The organism is Burkholderia sp. 22PA0106 (genome assembly GCF_047497155.1).
GTDB lineage: Bacteria > Pseudomonadota > Gammaproteobacteria > Burkholderiales > Burkholderiaceae > Burkholderia.
This window is the reverse complement of record NZ_CP163163.1, coordinates 1136552-1156855: the sequence shown is the minus strand read 5'-3', so window position 1 is coordinate 1156855 and position 20304 is coordinate 1136552. Positions and strand designations below refer to the sequence as shown.

Genomic DNA, 20304 nt, shown 5'->3' with positions numbered 1-20304 from the left:
GCCCGCGCCAGCCGGCCGGGCGGGGAAAAAGCGCTGATCGGTCACACCGTCATTTCCCGAACACCGAGCCGGCGAACGCGGCCAGATCGCGATTGAAACGCGCCGGCTCGTCGGCGAACGGCGCGTGCCCCGAGTCGGGGTACACCTCGGTGACGATGCGCGGATTGAGCTCGGCCGCGCGCGCGAGCGTGGCCCGGGTGTCGACCAGCGCGTCCTGTCCGCCATAGAGGAACAGCAACGGCACGCGTGCGCGGCCGAGGCCGCCGGCGGCGAACACCGTCATCGACGGCACCGCGCGCTGCATGTCCCACGACGCCATCGCGGCATTGGCCAGCAAGCGGTCGAACGTCGCCGCATCGGGTGCGCGGTTGAAACACAGCGCGACGAAGCTGCGCTCGCCATCGAGATGCGTCTTCAGATCGGGCGCGGTCATGTCCCGGTAGACCTCGGGATGACTGACGATCTGCCCCGCCGCGAGTTCGACCACGCCGTCCACATACACCGCGCCCGAGATCGCGCGATCGCCGTACCTGGCGAGGTAGTTCGAGATCACCACGCCGCCCAGCGACCAGCCGACCACGATCGGCTTGCGCGCATGCGAGCCGGCGATCACGGCCGCGAGATCGTCGGCCCAGCGGCCTCCGTCGTGGTATGGCTCGGCACCGGCGGGCTTGTCGGACAAGCCGTGCCCGCGCAGGTCGTAGGTGATGACGCGGTATGGGCGCAGGTCGGGGCTGCCGACCTGCGCGTCCCAGTTCAGGTGGCTGCCGAGCAGCCCGTGCACGAACACGATCGGCGGGCCGTCGGGGTTGCCGCTTTCCTGCACCGCGAGCTTGACGCCGTCCGGCGAGGTGACGGTGTAACTGGCCGACGCGGCCCTGGCGGCCGGCGACGACGCGATCAGGGCCACGGCCCAGAGGCCGGCCAGCAGCAAACGATGGAAGAGTCGGGTGGACATGCGCTTTCCTGTGAAGGTTGACGAGCCGCTCAGTCTCAACCCTCACACTGATGTGAGAGTCAAGCGCTTCGTGCTAGGCTGCCCTTCATGAAAAATCCGCCCTTACCTGCCGCCCCCGCCTGGCTGACCATCGGCGACCTGTCGCAACGCACCGAGGCGAGCGTGCGCTCGATCCGGCACTACGACGATCACGGCCTGCTTGCGTCGGTGCGCGCCGGCAACGGTTATCGGATGTTTCCCGAGAAAGCCGTCACGCAGGTCCGGCAGATCCAGCGCATGATCGCCACCGGCTTCACGATCGACGACATTCGCGGCTTTCCCGATTGCATGCTGCTGATCGAGGGCGCACGTTCATGCGACCAGATCACCGGCGCGCAACGGCAACGGCTCGAAGCGATCGACCGCCAGATCGCCGATCTGGAAAAGCGTCGTGCGCGATTGATCAAGACGCTGCTGGAAGGCGCGGTGCCACCGGTCGAATGAGGCGCGGGTATCTGAACCCGGTTTGACCGACGGCCTGAACCGAAGCAAGGGTTCAGGCCGTGGAAGAGGAAACGGTAGTGAATCGAAAAAACCGCGATTACTGATACGCGCACACCTTGGCGGTGTCGTTCACCCAGCACGCGCCGTCGCGCTTCAGGATGCCCAGATCCGAATGCGCATGCGTGGCGCCCGGCTCCTCGTTCCAATACCCGTGCGCGCCCTCGTCGTCCATCAGCACGTAGGCAAAATACTTGGCCGGATGCTTGCCCCCGGCTCCGATCGAAAACGTGCCGTGCTCCTCGAGTTTGACCTCGCAAGGCCCGTCGAGATAAACCTTCTGATTCACCTGCAGCAGGCAGCGCCCGGTTTTGGCATAAGCCGAGGCCGGCGCGGCGACCACGGCCAGTGCGAGCAAAAGCAAGGGAATGGTTTTCACGTTGTTTTAATCTCTCAGGTTGATCGAAAGCGAAGATATAGCATGATTTCAAGTACCGTCAATGGCAATCCCGGCCCACCGGCGGCGGGAAAAGCCGATGCTGGAATCCGCGCATTTTCGTTTCAAACCGGCACCGGACATGAGCGTGTTTCCCGGCTTCGCACGCGAGATCGCCGGCACGGCGCGCGAGAACATCACGCTGTTCGTCACGATCGGCAGCCACATGAAAATGGCCGGCAGTCCAAACGACTGCCGGCCATCTTGATCGAGGCACAACCCGCGCCGCCTATTCGCCGCGCTCACCGCCCAACTCGACGCCCGCCAGCAACTCGCTGAACCGCGCCATCTCGGTGTGATCCTTGCCATGCCCGAGCGTATTGACGGCCGCGCCCCACAAATCGCGGCACAACGACGAAAACGGCGCGGACACCCCGCCTTCGCTGGCCACCGTCAGCGCGATGCCGACATCCTTGGCCAGCAGATCCAGGCCGAAATTGCTGTTGAACGCACGCGACAGCACGAACTGCTTGAACTTCTTTTGCGTGCTGTTGTTCATGCCCGTCGAGGCATTGAGCACGTCGACCATCTTTTCCGTGTCGAGGCCGAACTGCTGGCCGATCAACAAGGCCTCGACGCCGATCAGAAAGCCGCCGGCCGACACTAGGTTGTTCAGCGCCTTCATCGCCTGCCCCGCGCCGATCCCGCCCACTTCCGTCACGCTCGTGCCCATCCGGCGCAGCAACGGCATCGCGCGTTCGACATGCTGCTGCTCGCCGCCGGTCATGATGGCCAGCTCGCCAGTGAGCGCGCGCGACACGCCGCCCGACACCGGCGCGTCGATCATCGCGTGGCCGGCCGCGGCCAGCTTCGCGGCGAGCGCCTGGGTGACGGTCGGCACGCCGGAGGTCATGTCGATCACGAGCGCGCCCGGTGCGAACGTGTCGGCGAGCGGCAGCAACGTTTCTTCGACATGGCGGCTGGTCGGCAGGATCGTGATGACGGCATCCGCGCCCTGCACCGTATCGGCCAGCGTGGCCGGCGCCGCGCCGCCCACCTCGGCGGCGAAGCGCTCGCCGCGGCCGGGCGCCACGTCGAACACGGCCACCTCGAACCCGCCTTCCACCAGCCGCGCCGCCATCGGCCAGCCCATGTTGCCGATGCCGACGAACGCGACCTTGCCGAAGCCCCCGGCGCTCACTTCAACGCCCCTTCGGCCACCAGCACCTCGTGCGCCGCCTTGAACGCCTTCAGGCCGTAGGGGATGCCCGAGTACGCCGTCGCATGCAGCAGCGCCGCCTTGATTTCCTCGACGCTCACGCCGTTGTTCAGCGCGCCCTTGACGTGCAGCTTCAGCTCGTCGGTGTGTCCAGCGACGGTCAGGATGCCCATCTGCATCAGGCTGCGCGTCTTGCGGTCCAGCGTGGCGTCGCCCCAGGCCCAGCCCCACGCCCACGAGGTCGTGGCGCGCTGGAACGACATCATGAAGTCGTCGGCCTTCTCCATCGATGCATCGACGTACGCGGCGCCAAGCACCTCGCGGCGAATCGGCATGCCTTTCTGGAACAGTGCGTCGTCTTCTTTCATGATTCAACTCCTTTGTTGAGAACTATCGATTCAGAGGGGGTGACCGATTCCAAGGACCGGCCGGTCGTACGCGGGCCGACCAGGGCGACGACGATCGCCACCATGAGCCAGCACGCCGAGATATACGAAAAGACGCTCAGGTAGCCCGCGCTCACATACAGCGCGCTGACGATGAACGGGCCGACCACATTGGTCAGGCGTCCTATGCCATAGCAGAACCCGGTGCCCAGCGAGCGCAGCCGCGTCGGATACGATTCGGGCGTGTAGATATAGAGCGTGGCGTTCATCAACTGGATCGAGAGCGTCACGAGCGCGCCGAAGATCACGATGAACAGCGGCGACGGCGCGAGCCCGTACGCCACCCCGCTCACCGCGATCACGACGGCATCGACGGCCACCACCCACTTGCGCTCGAAGCGCTCGACCACCGCCGTGCCGAGCCAGGCCCCGATCGGGTTGCAGATGGCGATCAGGCTCGCGTATTCCAGCGAATGCGCCACGCTGAAACCGCGCGCCACCAGCAGCGTGGGCACCCACGCCACGAAACCGTAGAAGCCCAGCGTCTGGAACACCCAGATCAGCGTGAGCCCGATCGTCTGCGCGCGGTAGCCCGGCGCGAACAGGTCGCGCACGGCCACCGGCTCGGCGCGGGCGGTGCCGGTTTCCACCGGCATCGCGGCCAGGGATTCGTTCGGATCACTGATTACCGTGCCGGCCGCGCGTTCCAGCTTGTCCACGGCGATCCGGGCTTCCTGCATGCGCCCTTTCAGCATCAGCCAGCGCGGCGATTCGAGCAGCCGCAGCGCAAACGGCAGCACCAGCAAGCCCAGGCTGCCCCACACGAACACCAGCCGCCACGCCCACGGCTCCATCGGCACCACCAGCCGCGCGACCCAGGCGGTGGCCGGAATGCCCATCAGCCCGAGCATGAAGATCGTGCTCATTACCTTGCCGCGCACGCGCGCCGGGAAGAACTCGCTGATGTAGACGTTCGCGATCACCGTCATGGCCGACAGGCCGATGCCGGTCAGGAAACGGAAGGTAGCGAGCGAATAGATGTCCCACGACGCCGCGTTCAGCAGCGAGAACACCGTGTACACGATGATGCTCGACACGAACGCGCGCTTTCGCCCGAGGCGATCGGCCAGCATGGCCCCGCACGCGCCGCCGATGAACATGCCGCCGAAACTCACCGACGTGATCAGCGCGACCGCATGCAGCGGAATGTGCCACTGGGCGACGATGGCCGGCGCTGCGTAGCCGAACGTGTTCAGGTCGGCGAGTTCGAAGAAGAACGCAAACGCGAGCACCCCCATCGCCATCTTGTGAAACCGGGTCAGCGGGAGGGCATCCAGCCGCGAACTGAGTGTACTCATTGTCTCCTCCGATTCTTGATTGTCTGACAATCCGTCAATCTGTCAGTTAACGAAGAATGACACACGAAAAATTGTCCGTCAATCTGTCAAATTCGAGGCGTGTGGTAAATTTCGGCTGTCACCTACGAGGAAGCGATGACGACGTCTTTGAAAATCACCCCGGTTTCCGTGCGCAAGCAGGTCGAGGACGGCCTGCGCGCCGCCATTGCGGCCGGCAAATTCCTGCCGGGCGACCATCTGCCGGACCGGTTGCTGTGCGAAACCTTCGGCACCAGTCGCAGCGTGGTGCGCGAGGCGATCCGGCTGCTGGAGGCGGAGGGGCTGGTGCAGGTTCACCCCAATCGCGGGCCGTTCGTGGCCAGCTTGACGGTGGAGGAAGCCGCCGATATCTACGAGATCCGCGCCGCGCTGGAAGCGGTGGCCGGGGAAGGCTTCGCGATGCGCGCCGGCAGCGAGGACCGTGCCGAATTGAAGGGGATTTTCGAGGAGCTGCGCGCCTCGGACGTCGATCGCCACAAGCTGCTCGAACTGAAGCGGCGGTTTTATGACGTGCTGACGCGCGGCAGCGGCAACCAGCTCATCAAGGGCATGCTCGACCGGCTGCTGACGCGCAACTCGCAGTTGCGCGCCCTGTCGCTGTCGAGCGACGGGCGCCTCGCGCAGACGGTCGAGGAAATTGGCCGGGTAATGGAGGCGATCGATCGTCACGACGGCCCGGCTGCGGCCGCCGCGTGCCGCGCGCATATCCGGGCGGCCGCGGAAGTGGCGCTGCGCATTTTGCGCGAGCGGGCGCAGCAAACGGATTCGGTTGCCGCGGGGTGAGTGGGAATCATCGGGGTAGCGAGGCTGCGCCCGTCGAGGCCGGCCCTATCCCGTTGACGTTCCGTGGCGGTCACGCTCTCCGGCCGACCGCCGCCACAGGTCATTCGTTCAGGCCACGCCCGATGGCCGCCGATAGCCGAAAACCGCCCCCGGCAAATCTCACGCTTGCGACTGCATCACCTGCGCGGCCAGTTCCGCCAGCGTGGTGTCGCCCAGTTCATCGATCAGCCGCGCCTGCGCCGAATCGAGCGCCCGCCCCAGCGTCGCATTGACGGCCCGCTCCACCGGGCAATCGGGGTGATCGGCGGAAGGGCCGATGGCAAACACCGACCCGCTGTCGAGCGCCAGCAGCACATCGCGCGCGGTGATGGCGTGCGCCGCCCGGGCCAGCTTCCACCCGCCGCCCCGCCCGCCCGTCGACGTCACCAGCCCGCTCTCGCGCAACCGGCCCATCACGCGCCGCACCACCACGGCATTGGTCTGCAGCATCAAGGCAATCGTTTCGGAGTTCTCATTGCCGTCGAGCAGATGCATGTGCACCAGCACATGCAACATGCGCGCGAGGCGGGTGTCGTGTCGCAACGGGCGTCTCCCGATCAAATGCGGTCAAGGTCATTCGGACGGTTGACGATAGCACAAAGCGAAACTTATGATGTTACGGAATCAACGACCGGAGCGATCGAGATGCTTGAAATGGACGCGCGCAGGATCCGCACCAACGGTATCGACATGCATATCGTGCAGCAAGGCGATGGGCCGATGATCCTGCTGTGTCACGGCTTCCCGGAGACCTCGCATGCGTGGCGCCATCAGTTGGCGCCGCTCGCGCGGGCCGGGTTCCGCGCGGTGGCGCCGGACCTGCGCGGCTACGGGCAGACCGACAGCCCCGACGCGGTCGATGCGTTCGGCATCCGAAATCTGGTGGCGGACATGGTCGGCGTGCTCGATGCGCTGGACGTGCCCCGGGCCATCATCGTCGGCAGCGACTGGGGCGCGACGGTGGCCTGGCAAGCCGCGGCGACGCGGCCCGACCGGTTTCGCGGCGTGGTGGCACTGGGCGTGCCGATGATGGCGCCGCCGCCCGTGCCGCCCACGCAAATCTTTCCGCAAACCGCGGACGCGCTGCTTTACGCGCTGTACTTTCAGCCCGAGGGGCCGGCCGAGGCCGAACTCGAGCGCGATCCGCGCCAATCGCTGCTGAAAATCCTGTACTGGGCCTCCGGCGACGCCGGGCCGCGCGACGCCGGCCAGGCAACGCCGAACCCGTTCGCGATGGTCTCGCGCACGCAGGGCATGCTCGCCGCGCTGCCGATGCCGTCCGCGCTCCCCGCCTGGCTGGACGAGGCGGATCTCGAGGCCTACGTCCAGGCGTTCGCCCGCAGCGGATGGCGCGGCGGCCTGAACTACTACCGCAACCTCGATGCGAACTGGGCGCTCGAACGCCAGTACGACGATCCGCAGGTCAAGGTTCCGGCGCTGTTCCTAGCCGGCGAACGCGACCCCGGCCTGAGCATCCCCGGCATGCGCGACATCATCGCCGGCATGCCGTCGCTCGTGCCTCGGCTGCAAGCGAGCCGGATCATTCCCGGGTGCGGGCACTGGGTCTCGCAGGAGCGTCCCGAGGCACTGTCGGCGGCGATCATCGAGTTTGCGCGCGGGCTCGATGCGTGACTGACGAGGCGGCATGCAGGCTACTTGCGCCGCGTGCCGCCGGATGCCTGCGCTGACGACGCCATCGCCGATTCGATCGCCTTCTGGTCACGGCTCAACTGCACGCGCATGTGGCTCAAGAACTGCCGCGCGTTCTCGGCCAGGGGCGTGCCGGGCCGGAACACGAGAACGCCGGTGAACACCGCGTCCGCGTCGATCGGCTTGACGACCAGGCCACGCTCGACAAAATCGAGCGCGACGATCGGATGGGCGATCCCCAACCCCACGCCGGCCAGCGCGAGTTCGCAGATCGTGTGCGAATAAGGCGTCTCGACAAGCGGCCTGAGCGTCACGTCGAGCGCCCGCAACTGCGTATCGAGCCTGCGCCGCGTGCTGTCCTCGGGGTTCAGGGCCACGAACCGCGTGCTCGCCAGGTCCTTCACCTTGACCGCCGCGCGCCCCGCAAACGGGTGTTCGCGGCTCATCACGGCCACGCCCGGCATCCGCACGAAAGCCGAATGCTCCAGGCCCGCCATCGACATCTCGTCGGACATCAAGCCGAAGTCCACCTCCCCCGCCGACACCTTCTCGTGCACTTCGCGCGAACTCATCACCTGCAGGGAAATCTGCACGTCACGCCCGGCCGCATCGAAGCCCGCAATCACGCGCGGCAGAAACCCGGTGCCGAGCGCCGGCAACGACGCGATCGCCAGGCGGCCGAGCCCGTATGAACGCAGGCTGCGGATGCGGTGCTCGATCACCTCGTAGCCGACGAAATAGCGATCGACGTCGCGCATCAACGCAATCGCCTCCTGCGTCGGCACGAGCCGGCTGCGCACGCGCTCGAACAGCTTGAAGTCGGCCATCGCCTCGAGCCGCCGAATCGCCTGGCTCACCGCCGGTTGCGAAATCTCCAGCAAACCGGCCGCCTTGCTCGTGCTGCCGGCATTCATCACGGCCCGGAACACTTCGATGTCGCGCACACCCATATAACCACCGCTTATAGACCTAATTATTTCCGATGCTGACCGAAACCGGGGCGTAAGTAAACTTCGTTCATCGCATTCGCAGCCCAACGTAACCCGAACCTCATGACGAAAAACACCCAAGCTACCCGCCGCTCCGAACCGTTCCGCAGCCTCTCGCCCGCGGTCATGCGCGCCTCCACGGTCGTGTTCGACTCGCTCGCCGATTTCGCGCGCCGCAAGGAGCGCCAGCCCGACGGCTTCAGTTACGGCATCACCGGCACCCCTACCGCCCGCGAACTCGAGCACCGGATCGCCGCCCTCGAAGGCGGCCGGCACTGCGTGGTCACCCCGTCCGGACAATCCGCACTGATGACGACCGTGATGGGGTTCGTGCGCGGCGGCGATCATCTTCTCGTGTCCGCCGCATGTTACGGAGCCCTGAAGACCTTCGCGCAGAAATGGCTGGCCCACTTCAACGTGGACGTCGAGCTGTATCCGCCCGCGATCGGCGCCGACATCGAGCGATACCTGAAGCCGAACACCAAGATGATCTGCATGGAATCGCCGGGCACGGTCACGATGGAAATGCCCGATATCCCCGCCATCGTCGCGGTAGCGAAGCGCCACGGCGTGATGACGATGATGGACAACACCTGGGCCAGCCCGCTGGCATTCCGACCGCTCGAACACGGCGTGGATTTCAGCATCGAGGCCGCCACCAAGCTGTTCGGCGGGCACTCCGACCTGCTGGCCGGCTCGATCAGCATGAACGATGCCGGCCACTACGCGACGCTGCGCGAAACGCAGAGCATCCTCGGGCAGCAAACCAGCCCGGACGACTGCTTCCTGGTGCTGCGCGGCATGGAAACGCTGCAGGTTCGCTTCGCGGCGCAAAGCGCGGCCGCCCTGCAGGTGGCGAGCGCGCTCGATGCGCATCCGCTGGTGCGTTCCGTGCTTTTCCCCGCGCTGGAATCCGATCCGGGACACGCGATCTGGAAGCGCGACTTCGCGGGCAACGGCTGCCTGTTCTCGCTGATTCTCGAGCCGGCACCCGAAGCCGCGTTCACCGCGTTCTTCGACGCGCTCCAGCACTTCGCGATCGGTGCGAGCTGGGGCGGCGTGCACAGCCTGGCGGCGTACTACCCGGCACCGTTGCAGGCCGACCGCCCGTTCCCGCTGACCGACCAGCCAATCATCCGTCTGTCGATCGGCCTCGAACCCGTCGACACCTTGATCGACGACCTGCGCGCCGGCCTCGATGCGTTCGCCGGCGCGAAAAACGCCACGGCGGCGTGATGTGCACGGCCCATCCGACCAACGATAACAGGGGTGCCCCGATGAAAACAGCCATTCGGTTCCGTGCGGCGCGGCTCGCCGTTTGCGTCATGTTCGGCGCGGCGTCGATTGCCGCGATGCCGGCACAGGCGGCCGATCAGTTGGCGGCGGCCCGAGCCGCCGGCACGCTGCGCGTCGCCAACACGCAAAGCAGCCCGCCGTGGAGCCTGCTCGACGATCGCAATCAGGCCGCCGGCTACGACGTGGAAGTCGCCAGGGAAGTCGCTCGCCGGATCGGCGTGCCGAAGGTGACGTTCGTCGCCGATTCGTTCAAGAACTTCGTCGAGGGATTGAAATCCGGCAAGTACGATCTCGTGATGAACGACCTGACGCCCACGCCGGAACGCGGCAAGCAGGTGGATTTCGGCGCGCCCTACGGCGTCGAGGATTTCCGGATCTTCGTGCGCGCCGACAACGCCACGATCAAGGGGCGCGCCGACCTGAAAGGCAAGCGCGTCGGCGTCACGACCGGCTCGACCAACGAATCGTGGTCGCGCTCGCACCTGACGGATTCCGACATCCGCACCTACGACAACGGCGGCCTGGTGTTCAACGACCTCGGCAGCGGGCGCATCGACGCGGTGATCATCTCGCACTTCGGCGGCCTCAAGTATGCGAACGTCAACCACCTTCCGGTCAAGGAAGTCGGCGAACCGCTGATCTACCAGTTGTCCGCGCCGGCGCTGCAGAAGAACCAGCCCGCGCTGCGCGACGCGGTCGACAAGGCCATCGCCGAGATGCTGGCCGACGGCACGATCGAACGGCTCGCGAAGAAATGGGTCGGCGCCGATTACGACATGGTCGGCACGATCGCCAAGGCCAAAGCCCAGAAGGAGTAAGCGATGCTGGAGTTGTTCATGCGGTCGCTGCCGCTGCTCAAGAGCGCGGTCCTGATGACGATCTTCCTCGGGCTGTCGTCGTTCGTGCTGGGCTCCACGCTGGGCCTGCTGGTGGCGCTGGCGCGGCTGTCGCGCTACCGGGCGTTGCGCGCCGTGGCGTTCGCCTATGTCTCGATCTTTCGCGGCACGCCGCTGCTCGTGCAGATCCTGCTGCTCTACTTCGGGCTGCCGCGCTACGGCATCGTGCTCGACCCGGTGCCGGCCGCCCTGCTCGCGCTGACGCTGTTTTCCGCCGCCTACCTCAGCGAGAACTTCCGCTCCGGCATCAACGCGGTGGACCGGGGCCAGTGGGAAGCGGCGATGTCGCTCGGCATGGGCTACTGGAAGGCGATGACGCGGGTGATCCTGCCGCAAGGGCTGCGCATCGCGATCCCGCCGGTCGGCAGCCGGATGATCGCGCTGATCAAGGACACCTCGCTGGCCTCGACCATCACGGTCGTCGAACTGACGCGCGTGGCCGATCAGGTCGGCGCCTCGACGTTCCGCTACATGGAGATGTTCCTGATGGTCGGCCTCATTTATTGGCTTATCAACCAGATCCTGACGATCGTGCAGACGATCCTCGAGAATCGTTTGTCGAGGCGCTTCCAATGAACCGAGATATCCAGACCGTCGCCGTGCGCGGCCTCGTCAAATCGTTCGGCAACAACGCGGTGCTGCGCGGCGTCGATTTCAGCGTCGCGCGCGGCGAGGTGGTCGTGATCATGGGGCCGTCCGGGTCCGGCAAGACCACGCTGCTGCGTTCGTTGAATTTTCTCGAAGTGCCGGATGCCGGCTCGGTATCGGTGTGCGGCATCGACGTGGCGTGTTCGGGCGCGGCCGGGCTGACGCGCGACGACCAGAAACGGATCAGGTCGATCCGCCAGCGCAGCGCGATGGTGTTTCAATCGTTCAACCTGTTCCCGCACCGCAGCGCGCTCGACAACGTGATCGAAGGCCTCGTCAGCGTCAAGAAGATGAAGAAGCCCGAGGCGGTGGAGCGCGGCATGCGGCTGCTCGAACGGGTCGGCCTCTCCGCCAAGGCCGACGCCTATCCGGGCCGTCTGTCGGGCGGCCAGAAACAGCGCGTCGCGATCGCGCGCGGGCTGGCGATGGAACCCGAGGTCATCCTGTTCGACGAGCCGACCTCGGCGCTGGACCCGGCCCTGCGCGAAGACGTGCTCGCCGTGATGCGCGAGCTGGCCAACGACGGCATGACGATGCTGGTCGTGACGCACGAAGTGCGCTTCGCCCGGGACGTGGCCGACCGCGTCGTGTTCATGGACGGCGGCGTGGTGGTCGAGGACACCGATCCCGCCGCGTTTTTCGACGGCGCGGGCAACCCGCGCGTGCGCCAGTTCCTGCATCTCATCGAAACCTGATCGACACCACGCGACAGGCCGCCTCCCTCGGGACGACGGCCGCCGCATGTTCCGAACCCCTGAAAACCCACGCGCCCGTTCGCGGGGATCGTCACGTCCGGCGCCCGCGCCGCACGGATCGATCCGCCTGCTTGCCCACACACCACACGACCCAGGAGCCACCACCATGAAACGCACCGTCACCTCGCTGGCCGCGCTCGGCCTGATGTCCGCCGGCACCGCCGCCCACGCCCAGAGCACGGTCACGCTGTACGGCATCGTCGACGCCGGCATCGCCTACGTTCACAACAGCGCCGGCACGGGCGGCATCAACCAGAGTTCGCTCGTGCGCTTTTCGAGCGGCACCATGTCGGGCAGCCGCTGGGGCCTGCGCGGCTCGGAAGCGCTCGGCAACGGCTTGCAGGCCATCTTCCAGCTCGAGAACGGCTTCAATGCCGGCACCGGCACGTTGAACCAGGGCGGCCGCGAATTCGGGCGCAAGGCGATCGTCGGCCTGAGCAGCCCGAGCTGGGGGACCTTGACGCTCGGCCGCCAGTACGACCCGGTGGTCGACCTGGTGCAGCCGTTGACCGGCGATGCGTATTTCAGCGGCACGTTCGCCACCCCGGGCGACATCGACAACTACGACAACAGCAGCCGCATCAACAACTCGGTCAAGTATGCGAGCCCCGATCTGCACGGCTTCAACATCGAGGCGATGTACGCGTTCGGCGGCACGGCCGGCAGCGTATCGGACGGGCAGACCTACAGCGTGGGGGCGAGCTACGCGAGCGGGCCGTTCGCGCTAGCAGCCGGCTATTTCTACGCAAACGGCGGGCGCACGGCCGCCAACGGCGTGCGCGCCTGGAGCGGCTCGGCCGACACGCTGTTCAACACCGTCATCAATACGGGTTACGCCTCGGCCAAATCGATGCAGATCGCACGGGCCGGCGCGCGCTACAACCTCGGCGCGCTGACGCTCGGCGTGTCGTACAGCAACATCCGGTACGGCCGCGACACCCTCTCCACGTTCGGCAAGGACGAAACCTTCAACTCGGGCGCGCTGCTGGCCGCCTATACGTTCACGCCCACCTCCCGCGCGGGCTTCGGCTACAACTACACGAAATCGAGCGGGGCCGCCTCGGCGCACTATCACCAGGTCAACCTCGGCTACGACTACGCGCTGTCGAAGCAGACCGACCTCTACGCGCTCGCGGCCTATCAAAAGGCAGGCGGCAGCACGTTGAACGCCGCCGGCAGAACGATTGCGGCCGATGCATCGATCGGTTCGTACGGGATCAGTTCGGGTGCCGACTCGCAGGCACTGGCGGCGATCGGCATTCGTCATAAATTCTGACGCGTGCGGAGGGCGCGGCGCGCGCGACATGCCGTTGATGCGCGGCGCGAACGGGTCGCGGCCGGTTTCACGCCGCGCTCGAGCCGATCGCTCGGCCGACGCGCGTCGCGTCGCAAGCGCGGGTGTCGGCCGCCGCCTCGCATCGCCTCATCGAATCGGACGCGACGGCCGCAGCGCATGCGCGCCATCACCCAGCAACATCAGCACGAGCAGCGCCGTGGCCCAGAACGCCGGATACTCCCAGCCGCCGCCCTTGTCGTTGAATTCCCAACCCACCTTGCCGTGCACCACCGCGATGGTGCCCAGCAACTCGAAAAAGAGCGGCACGGCCACCCAGCGCGCATACACGCCGAAGATCAGCGCCAGCCCGCCGAACAATTCCAGCGCGATCGTCAGATAGGCCAGCACGGGCGGCAAGCCCAGCGAGCCGAAATAGCCGACGAACCCCGGCACCGTGAACACGAACAGCTTCACGCCGACATGCGCGAGAAACGGCACACCGAGCAGCACGCGCAGCAACAACGCTCCATACGGAGCCGTCCTGGTTTCCAACATGATGGGCATCGCCTCGACAAGAAAGAGGCCTCAGTGTGAAACGCACCGCCCTGTTCGAAAATAGCTATATTTGGACATTGCATCGCCAAAAACGAACAGGCACCCATGAACGACCTCGACTGGAACGATTTGCGCTATCTGCTGGCGATGGCGCGCGGCGGCTCGGCGGCGGGCGCGGCGCGCACGCTGGGGGTGTCGCACGCCACCGTGCTGCGGCGCTTGCAGGTGCTCGAACAGGAGGTGGGCACGGCGCTGTTCGACCGTCTGCAGACCGGCTACGTGGCGACCGAGGCGGGCCTGCGCTTCATCGATATCGGCGAGGCGTTCGAACGCGCGCTGACCGGCATCCGGCGCGAAGTGGAAGGGCAAGTCACGGGCCTGGCCGGCCCGATCCGCTTCACCACCACCGATTCGCTGGCCGACGGCCTGCTGCCCGACATCCTGCAGGCGTTCCACGAACGCTATCCGGCCATCACGGTGGAAATGCGCATCACCAACGCGCGGCTCGATCTCGACCGCCGCGAGGCGGACGTGGCCTTGCGCCCGACGCGCGAGCCGCCGCCCGCCTGGGTCGGCAGGGCCGTCGCGCGCATGGATTGGGGCTTGTATGCCGCGCGGCCGCGTCACCGGATCAAGGCCAGCCGGCGCGACACCGCCGCGCCGGCGTGGCTGCTGCCCGACGGCCATCTCGCGCAGGCGCCGCTCGACGCGTGGCTGCGCGAGCGGATCGGCGGCGAGCGCATCGTCGCCACGGCCGATTCGTTCGTGGCCTTGCGCCGGCTCGCCGAGAGCGGCGCCGGCGTGGCCGCGCTGCCCTGCTTCATGGCGCACGGCACGAACCTGACGTTGCTCGAACAGCCGCCGCAGGCGCTGTCCCCGGAGCTGTGGCTGCTGACCCATCCGCATCTGCGCGGCGCCGGCCGGATCCGGGCGTTCATGGATCACGTCGCGCAGCAGATCGGCGCCTTGCACGCGCGGCTGGCGCCCCCTCGTGCGTAAGCCGCCCCCCGTACGTAAGCGGCCGCGCCCTATCGAACGACCGACGGCAGGCAGCCGAAGCGCGCGTGGAACCGCTGCGAAAACCGCGCGCGGGATTGATAGCCGCAGGCTTCCGCGATGCGCGCGACGCCCCAGGTGGTGGTCTGCACCAGCAGCATCGCGTGGTGCATGCGCACTTCGATCAGCAGATCCTCGAAGCGCGCGTTCTCGGCGGCAAGACGCCGCCGCAGCGTGGCGGGGCTCATCGCCAGCGCCTTGCCGGCCTCGTGCGCCGTCCAGTGCCGTGCCGGCGCGTCGCCGATCAGCGTGCGCACCTGGGCGGCCGTGCTGTGCCGGTCGATCCGGCGAAAACGGAAGCCGCGTTCGTCCAGCGCGGCAAGCAGATCCAGCAGGCGGTAGCGCAGGCGCTCGTCGCTGAGGGCGGCGTTCGTCATGCTGCCGGCGACCTGACGCAGCGACGCCGCCAGATCGTCGTCCAGGGGAATCGATCGGAAAGCGGCGTCGTGCGCGGCGTCCGCGGCTGCGCCCGGGCGGCTGCGCTCGAACGCGTCGAGCAGCGCGGCGGAAAACGTCAGGAATACCGAACGAAAGCAGCGCGCCGCGCCGCCGGGCGTCTTCTCCAGGTCCGCGCCGATGCCAGCTTCGACCAGCAACAGCGAGGCCGGTGCGTCGATCGTCATCCGCGTGAGGCCGTCGTCGAGATCGAGCCGGCCCGACACGATCAACACCGCCGTCGCCTCCTGAAACACGAAGCGCGGCGTGTGCTGCGCCGTGGTCAGGCAGGGCTGCGCAAGCGCGCCCAAGCCACGCCGGGCGATCGGCGCGCCCGACGGCGCGGGCCAGTCGGCGAGCGCGGCGCTGGCGGCGCTGGCGGCGCTGGCGTCGTTGGCGTCGTTGGCGACGTTGGCGACGTTGGCGACGTTGGCGACGCTGCCGTCGTCAGGCGATATGCGGGCCATGGCGCGATGCGTCCCGATGCCGTTACCGCGCGGGCACGGCCGGATTCAGGCTGTAGAGGCCCGTGATCCGTGCGCTGCCGAGCACCGGCGCCCGATCGAGCGCCGCACGCACGTTCGCGCCGGTGAGCGCGCCGTCGATCTCCAGTGCCGGCACGCCGAGCGCATACACCGTGAAGATGTAGTGGTGAACGATCGTGTCGTTCCACGGCGGGCACGGGCCGTCGTAGCCGTAGTAGTCGCCGCTCATCTGCGCGTCGCCGGCGAACCAGCCCGTGTAATCGTTGATGCCGTGCCGCAACCCGGCCGGGCTCGTCGGCCCCGGCTTGCCGCGCGGCGTCACGCCGTCCGACTGCGAACCCGCCGCGATCTCCGTGGTGCCGGCCGGAATGTCGAGCAGCAGCCAGTGGAAGAAATCGACGCGCGGCAGCGAAGCCGGCACGGTGCGGCCCGCCTGGTTGACGTCGTCGCCCCGGCTCGGCACGTCGGGATCGTGGCAGACCACCACGAACGATTGCGTGCCGGCCGGCGCATCGTGCCAGGCGAGATGCGGGTTGCGATTCGCCGACAGCGCGACGTGGGACGCGGCATCGGGAACGGCGAACGCGAATTCGCCCGGAATGGCCTGGCCGTCCTGGAAACTCTGGCTGATCAATTGCATATGAAATTCGTCCCATGCGGGGTGGGTGGAAGAAAGGTCGAGCGTGTGCCGGCACGCCGCCATTATAGAAACGACCGCCCGCCCCGATGAGCGCACATCGAATCAAAAATCACGCCGATCCGATCAATTTGATTGGCTGAAGCATGCCAGCCGCACACCACGGATCACCGCTCACCGCCCAGCGCTGCTGCGCGGATCGTGCCCGCCCGTGCACGCGCCCGAGGCGTCGCGCAGGATCGCGCCGGCGTGCCCCATCGTCTCGTCGTAGTCCTGCAGCAGTTCGACAGGGTGGCCGTACGCCCGGAGCGCCTCGACGGTGGCGGCCGGAAAGCGCGCCTCCAGCTTCAGCGAATCGCTCGATTCGCCCCAGGTGCGCCCGAGCAGCCAGCGCGGCGCATCGAGCGCGTCGAGAGGCGACAGCCCCAACTGCGCGATGCGCGAAAAGATCGCGCTCTGGGTTTGCGGCTGCCCGTCGCCGCCCATCGTGCCGTACACCAGGGTTCGGCCGTCGTCGAACCGCGCCAGCGCCGGATTCAGCGTATGGAACGGCAGCCGGCCCGGCATCAACGGGTTGCGCGAGGCCGGATCGAGCGAAAAGCTGCAACCCCGGTTCTGCCACAGCACGCCCGAGCGGGGCAGCACCACGCCGCTGCCGAACTCGTGATAGATGCTCTGGATGAAGCTGACGGCCACGCCGTCGCGATCGATCGCGCCGAGCCAGACGGTATCCGCCGGCCCCATGCCCTGCCCCCACGGCGCGGCCTGCCCGGGCCGCACGCGCGCCGCGAGCCGGTCGAGATGCGCGGGATCGAGCAGCGCTTGCGGATCGACCGTCATGAAGCGCGGGTCGGTCACGTGCGCATCGCGAATCGCGAACGCGAGCTTGGTGGCTTCGACGCAGGCATGCACGTACTCGGGGCCGAGCGGGTCCATGCCGGCCTGCAGCAACCGGTCGAGCAGGCCGACGATCAGCAGCGACACCACGCCCTGCGTCGGCGGCGGCAGGTTGTACACGGTGCCCGTGCTGTGCGAAAGCGCCAGCGGCCGCACCATGCGCGCGGTGTGGCGCGTCAGGTCGTCGAGCGTCACCGGCGCGCCGGCCGCCTGCAGGTCCGCGGCGAGGCTGCGCGCAAGATCGCCGCGATAGAAATCGTCGAAGCCGGCGCTCGCGAGTTGGGTCAGCGTGTCGGCCAGGCGCGGCTGGCGGAACCGAGCGCCCGCGCCCAAACCGGGCGGCAGGAACGTCGCCGCGAAGCCCGGCACGTGGCGCAGCTCGGCCTGTTTGCGTTCGGTGCAGCGCACCTGCGATTCGCTGGCCGCGAAGCCGTCGGCGGCATGGCCGATCGCCTCGCCGAGCAGGCGCCGCAGCGGCAGCCGGCCGCCGAGGTGCTGCATCGACCACGCATGCGCCGCCTGCCAGCCCGACACCGTGCCGGCGACGGTGATCGCCGCCAGCGGGCCGCGATGGGGAATGCTCGACAGCCCCGCCTCGGCATACACCTGCGGCGCGACCGCCTGCGCGGCGGCCCCGCACGCATCGATCGCGACGGGCGCTTCGCCGGGGCGCGCGATCAGCCAAAAGCCGTCGCCGCCGATGCCGTTCATGTGCGGATACACCACGGCGATGGTCGATGCGGCCGCAATCATCGCCTCGACGGCATTGCCGCCCTCGCGCAGCACCGAGCGCGCGCTCTCGGCCGCGAGCGGATGCGGCGCGACGGCCATGCCATGCGTCATGGGAGAAGGATCGGGGCGGTCGAAGGTCATGGTCGGGAACGAAGGATCGGAACAAGAAAAGCCACAGCATGCACCAGCGATTCAGGCCGTGTAGCGCGCGAGGAATTTCTTCGCGCGCTCGGTTTGCGGTTGGCTGAAGAACGCGTCGGGCGCGGCGGTCTCGACCAGCTTGCCGCCATCGAGAAACACCACCTGATCAGACACGTCGCGCGCGAAACCCATCTCGTGCGTGACGATCAGCATGGTCATGCCCTGCCCGGCCAGCGCCCGCATCACGCCGAGCACCTCGCCCACCATCTCCGGATCGAGCGCGCTGGTCGGCTCGTCGAACAGCAGCACGTCGGGGCGGATCGCCAGCGCGCGCGTGATCGCCACGCGCTGCTTCTGGCCGCCGGACAGCCGATGCGGGTAGACGTCGGCCTTGTCGGCCAGCCCGACCTGCGCCAGCAGCGCCAGCGCCTCTCCGCGCGCCTCGTCGGCCGCGCGCCCGTGCACGTGGAGCGGCGCGGCCATCACGTTCTGCAACACCGTCATGTGCGGCCACAGCGCGAAGTTCTGGAACACCGTGCCGATCCGGCCACGCGCGGCGGCCAGTTGCCCGCGCGACATCGGGCGCGCGGCGGCGCCCTCGCCGGTGCGGCCCATCGGCTGGCCGCCGACCTCGACGGTGCCCCGGCCCGGCACTTCCAGCCAGTTGATACAGCGCAGCAGCGTGGATTTGCCCGAGCCGCTCGGGCCCAGCAGACAGGTGGTGGTGCCCTGCGGCACGTCGAAGCTGATGTCGCGCAGGATCTCGACGCCGTCGTAGTCCTTGCACAACCCGCGCACGCGGATCGCCGCGGAAGCCGTTGCTTTCATGGTCACCTCGAAGGAGAGCGGCCGAGCCGGCCGACCGTCCAATCGGTCAGCAGCGACATCAGCCAGTACACCAGCATCGCCAGCAGAAACGGGGCGAATGGCGAGAAATAATTGCTGCTGACGAAGTTCGCCGCGAACGTCAGTTCCTCGACGGTGATGATCATCAGCAGCGCGCTGTCCTTGATCACCATCACCGCCTGGTTGACGAGCACGGGCGCGGCCGCCGCCAGCAATTGCGGAAACACGATGCGCCGGTACAGCGCGCGGCGCGTGAAGCCGAACGCGTCGGCCGCCGTCAGCGTGTCCTGCGGCAGCGCGAGCCGCGCCGCGCGCAGGATCTCGACGAAATAGGCGCCGTGGTAGATCACCAGCGACGCCAGCCCGGCGCCGAGCGCGTCGAAGCGCAGCCCGATGGCCGGCAGGCCGTAATACACCACGTAGGCGAACAGCAGGAACGGCACGCAGCGCATCAGGTCGGCCAGCAGCCGCACCAGGCGCGCGACGGGCTGCGGCCCCTCGCGCAGCAGCACGTAGCCGAGCAGCGCGAGCGGCAGGCTGATGGCCAGGCACAGGGCCACCAGCGCCAGCGAAGTGGCCGCGCCCGACGCCAGGATGGCGCGCGAGGCCCACAGCGAAGTCAGGCTGTTCATGACGCGTGATATCCGTAACGTTGGGCCGCGCGCCGTTCCAGCATGCGCTGGCCCTGCACCACCAGCGCGATGATCAGCGTGTAGAGCACGGTGGCGGCTAGGAACGGCGGCAGCGGGTCATAGGTATCGGCGCCGATGCGGCCCGCCGCGCGCGTGATGTCGACGATGCCGATCACCGAGGCCGCCGGCGTGATCTTCAGCAGCAGCGTGATCTCGCTGACGAGCGGCCCGAGGCTCGCGCGCCAGAGTTGCGGCAGCACGATGCGCATCAGGGTCTGCCACCCCGAGAAGCCGAACGCCGCGCCGGCTTCGAGCTGGTCGGCCGGCAACGCGATCAGCGCCGCGCGCCAGATCTCGCAGTTGAACGCCGTGGTGTTCAGACTGAGCGCCAGCGCGGCGGCCGCCATCGGCGGCAGGTCGAGGCCGGCCGCCGGCATCACGAAGAACACCAGCAGGCACAGCGTGACGACCGGCGTGGGTCGCATCACGCTGACATAGGCGGCGATCGCGCGGCCGAGCACCGGCACGCGCCGCCAGCGGGCCAGCGCCAGCAGCAGGCCGAGCGGGATGCCCACCGCCACGGCGCACAGCGCCAGCAGCAGCGAAACGCCCGCGCCCTGCAGCAAGGCCAGATAGGAGCTTGTCGTCATGGTGAAGTCGGCCGCGCAGCCGGTGACGGC

Annotated in this window: 24 protein-coding genes; 10 read left to right on the top strand and 14 right to left on the bottom strand. The window is 67.8% G+C overall.

The annotated features are described in order from the left end of the window. Window positions 1–49: 49 nt before the first annotated feature. Window positions 50–958 (bottom strand): alpha/beta fold hydrolase, encoded by a 909-nt coding sequence (locus tag AB4850_RS20130; protein WP_414444754.1) that lies wholly within the window; start codon window positions 956–958, stop codon window positions 50–52. An 87-nt stretch (window positions 959–1045) separates the two neighbouring features. Here AB4850_RS20130 and AB4850_RS20125 point away from each other — a divergent pair, with 87 nt between their 5' ends. Next, the gene (locus AB4850_RS20125) at window positions 1046–1441 is read left to right on the top strand and encodes a MerR family transcriptional regulator (RefSeq protein ID WP_414444753.1); all 396 of its coding nucleotides are present in this window, start codon (window positions 1046–1048) and stop codon (window positions 1439–1441) included. Between the two features lie 97 nt (window positions 1442–1538). Here AB4850_RS20125 and AB4850_RS20120 read toward each other — a convergent pair whose 3' ends face one another. Beyond that, a complete protein-coding gene (locus AB4850_RS20120) occupies window positions 1539–1877 on the bottom strand; it encodes a hypothetical protein (RefSeq protein ID WP_414444752.1) in 339 nt (112 codons plus the stop codon). Window positions 1878–2016: 139 nt separating this feature from the next. Here AB4850_RS20120 and AB4850_RS20115 point away from each other — a divergent pair, with 139 nt between their 5' ends. Then, the gene (locus tag AB4850_RS20115) at window positions 2017–2142 is read left to right on the top strand and encodes a hypothetical protein (RefSeq protein WP_414444751.1); all 126 of its coding nucleotides are present in this window, start codon (window positions 2017–2019) and stop codon (window positions 2140–2142) included. Between the two features lie 21 nt (window positions 2143–2163). Here the strand turns inward: AB4850_RS20115 and AB4850_RS20110 are convergent, their stop codons facing one another. From AB4850_RS20110 to AB4850_RS20100, 3 genes are read right to left on the bottom strand one after another with little or no spacing between them, the layout of a single operon-like run. Further along, the gene (locus AB4850_RS20110) at window positions 2164–3075 is read right to left on the bottom strand and encodes an NAD(P)-dependent oxidoreductase (protein ID WP_414444750.1); all 912 of its coding nucleotides are present in this window, start codon (window positions 3073–3075) and stop codon (window positions 2164–2166) included. Continuing rightward, a complete protein-coding gene (locus AB4850_RS20105; RefSeq protein ID WP_414444749.1) occupies window positions 3072–3461 on the bottom strand; it encodes a carboxymuconolactone decarboxylase family protein in 390 nt (129 codons plus the stop codon). The genes AB4850_RS20110 and AB4850_RS20105 overlap by 4 nt, the downstream gene beginning before the upstream one ends. Beyond that, window positions 3458–4837 (bottom strand): MFS transporter, encoded by a 1380-nt coding sequence (locus AB4850_RS20100; RefSeq protein ID WP_414444748.1) that lies wholly within the window; start codon window positions 4835–4837, stop codon window positions 3458–3460. Before AB4850_RS20100 ends, AB4850_RS20105 begins: the two co-directional genes overlap by 4 nt. A 135-nt stretch (window positions 4838–4972) precedes the next feature. Here AB4850_RS20100 and AB4850_RS20095 point away from each other — a divergent pair, with 135 nt between their 5' ends. Further along, entirely contained in the window at window positions 4973–5659 is a 687-nt protein-coding gene (locus tag AB4850_RS20095; protein ID WP_414444747.1) for a GntR family transcriptional regulator, read from the top strand. Between the two features lie 159 nt (window positions 5660–5818). On the opposite strand, the gene AB4850_RS20090 is transcribed toward AB4850_RS20095, so the two are convergent. Continuing rightward, a complete protein-coding gene (locus AB4850_RS20090) occupies window positions 5819–6241 on the bottom strand; it encodes an RrF2 family transcriptional regulator (RefSeq protein ID WP_414444746.1) in 423 nt (140 codons plus the stop codon). A gap of 111 nt (window positions 6242–6352) precedes the next feature. On the opposite strand from AB4850_RS20090, the gene AB4850_RS20085 reads away from it, so the two are divergent. Beyond that, the gene (locus AB4850_RS20085; protein WP_414444745.1) at window positions 6353–7330 is read left to right on the top strand and encodes an alpha/beta fold hydrolase; all 978 of its coding nucleotides are present in this window, start codon (window positions 6353–6355) and stop codon (window positions 7328–7330) included. 20 nt (window positions 7331–7350) lie between these two features. Here the strand turns inward: AB4850_RS20085 and AB4850_RS20080 are convergent, their stop codons facing one another. Continuing rightward, window positions 7351–8298, bottom strand: coding sequence for a LysR substrate-binding domain-containing protein (locus AB4850_RS20080; protein WP_414445565.1), 948 nt, complete (start codon window positions 8296–8298; stop codon window positions 7351–7353). A gap of 102 nt (window positions 8299–8400) precedes the next feature. On the opposite strand from AB4850_RS20080, the gene metC reads away from it, so the two are divergent. From metC to AB4850_RS20055, 5 genes are all read left to right on the top strand, one after another. Continuing rightward, window positions 8401–9573, top strand: a complete 1173-nt coding sequence (gene metC / locus AB4850_RS20075) for a cystathionine beta-lyase (protein ID WP_414444744.1) — start codon at window positions 8401–8403, stop codon at window positions 9571–9573. A gap of 41 nt (window positions 9574–9614) precedes the next feature. Beyond that, window positions 9615–10451 (top strand): ABC transporter substrate-binding protein, encoded by an 837-nt coding sequence (locus AB4850_RS20070; protein WP_414444743.1) that lies wholly within the window; start codon window positions 9615–9617, stop codon window positions 10449–10451. A gap of 3 nt (window positions 10452–10454) precedes the next feature. Beyond that, window positions 10455–11105, top strand: coding sequence for an amino acid ABC transporter permease (locus AB4850_RS20065; protein WP_414444742.1), 651 nt, complete (start codon window positions 10455–10457; stop codon window positions 11103–11105). Beyond that, entirely contained in the window at window positions 11102–11872 is a 771-nt protein-coding gene (locus tag AB4850_RS20060) for an amino acid ABC transporter ATP-binding protein (RefSeq protein ID WP_414444741.1), read from the top strand. Before AB4850_RS20065 ends, AB4850_RS20060 begins: the two co-directional genes overlap by 4 nt. A gap of 166 nt (window positions 11873–12038) precedes the next feature. After that, window positions 12039–13208, top strand: a complete 1170-nt coding sequence (locus AB4850_RS20055) for a porin (protein ID WP_414444740.1) — start codon at window positions 12039–12041, stop codon at window positions 13206–13208. 147 nt (window positions 13209–13355) lie between these two features. On the opposite strand, the gene AB4850_RS20050 is transcribed toward AB4850_RS20055, so the two are convergent. Continuing rightward, complete coding sequence (locus tag AB4850_RS20050; protein ID WP_414444739.1) at window positions 13356–13763, bottom strand: DoxX family protein; 408 nt, start codon at window positions 13761–13763, stop codon at window positions 13356–13358. Between the two features lie 105 nt (window positions 13764–13868). Between AB4850_RS20050 and AB4850_RS20045 the strand changes: the two genes are divergently transcribed. Next, window positions 13869–14762 carry a LysR family transcriptional regulator gene (locus AB4850_RS20045; RefSeq protein ID WP_414444738.1) on the top strand — a complete coding sequence of 298 codons (894 nt, stop codon included), beginning with the start codon at window positions 13869–13871 and terminating at the stop codon, window positions 14760–14762. Between the two features lie 29 nt (window positions 14763–14791). On the opposite strand, the gene AB4850_RS20040 is transcribed toward AB4850_RS20045, so the two are convergent. From AB4850_RS20040 to AB4850_RS20015, 6 genes are all read right to left on the bottom strand, one after another. Next, complete coding sequence (locus AB4850_RS20040) at window positions 14792–15721, bottom strand: helix-turn-helix transcriptional regulator (protein ID WP_414444737.1); 930 nt, start codon at window positions 15719–15721, stop codon at window positions 14792–14794. 22 nt (window positions 15722–15743) lie between these two features. After that, window positions 15744–16379: a YbhB/YbcL family Raf kinase inhibitor-like protein gene (locus AB4850_RS20035; protein WP_414444736.1), complete on the bottom strand. Its 636-nt coding sequence runs from the start codon at window positions 16377–16379 to the stop codon at window positions 15744–15746. A gap of 171 nt (window positions 16380–16550) precedes the next feature. Further along, entirely contained in the window at window positions 16551–18104 is a 1554-nt protein-coding gene (locus AB4850_RS20030; RefSeq protein ID WP_414445564.1) for a gamma-glutamyltransferase family protein, read from the bottom strand. A 93-nt stretch (window positions 18105–18197) separates the two neighbouring features. Continuing rightward, window positions 18198–18974, bottom strand: coding sequence for an amino acid ABC transporter ATP-binding protein (locus AB4850_RS20025; protein WP_414444735.1), 777 nt, complete (start codon window positions 18972–18974; stop codon window positions 18198–18200). Between the two features lie 2 nt (window positions 18975–18976). Next, entirely contained in the window at window positions 18977–19624 is a 648-nt protein-coding gene (locus AB4850_RS20020) for an amino acid ABC transporter permease (protein WP_414444734.1), read from the bottom strand. Then, entirely contained in the window at window positions 19621–20274 is a 654-nt protein-coding gene (locus AB4850_RS20015) for an amino acid ABC transporter permease (protein ID WP_414444733.1), read from the bottom strand. The genes AB4850_RS20020 and AB4850_RS20015 overlap by 4 nt, the downstream gene beginning before the upstream one ends. Window positions 20275–20304: the final 30 nt, after the last annotated feature.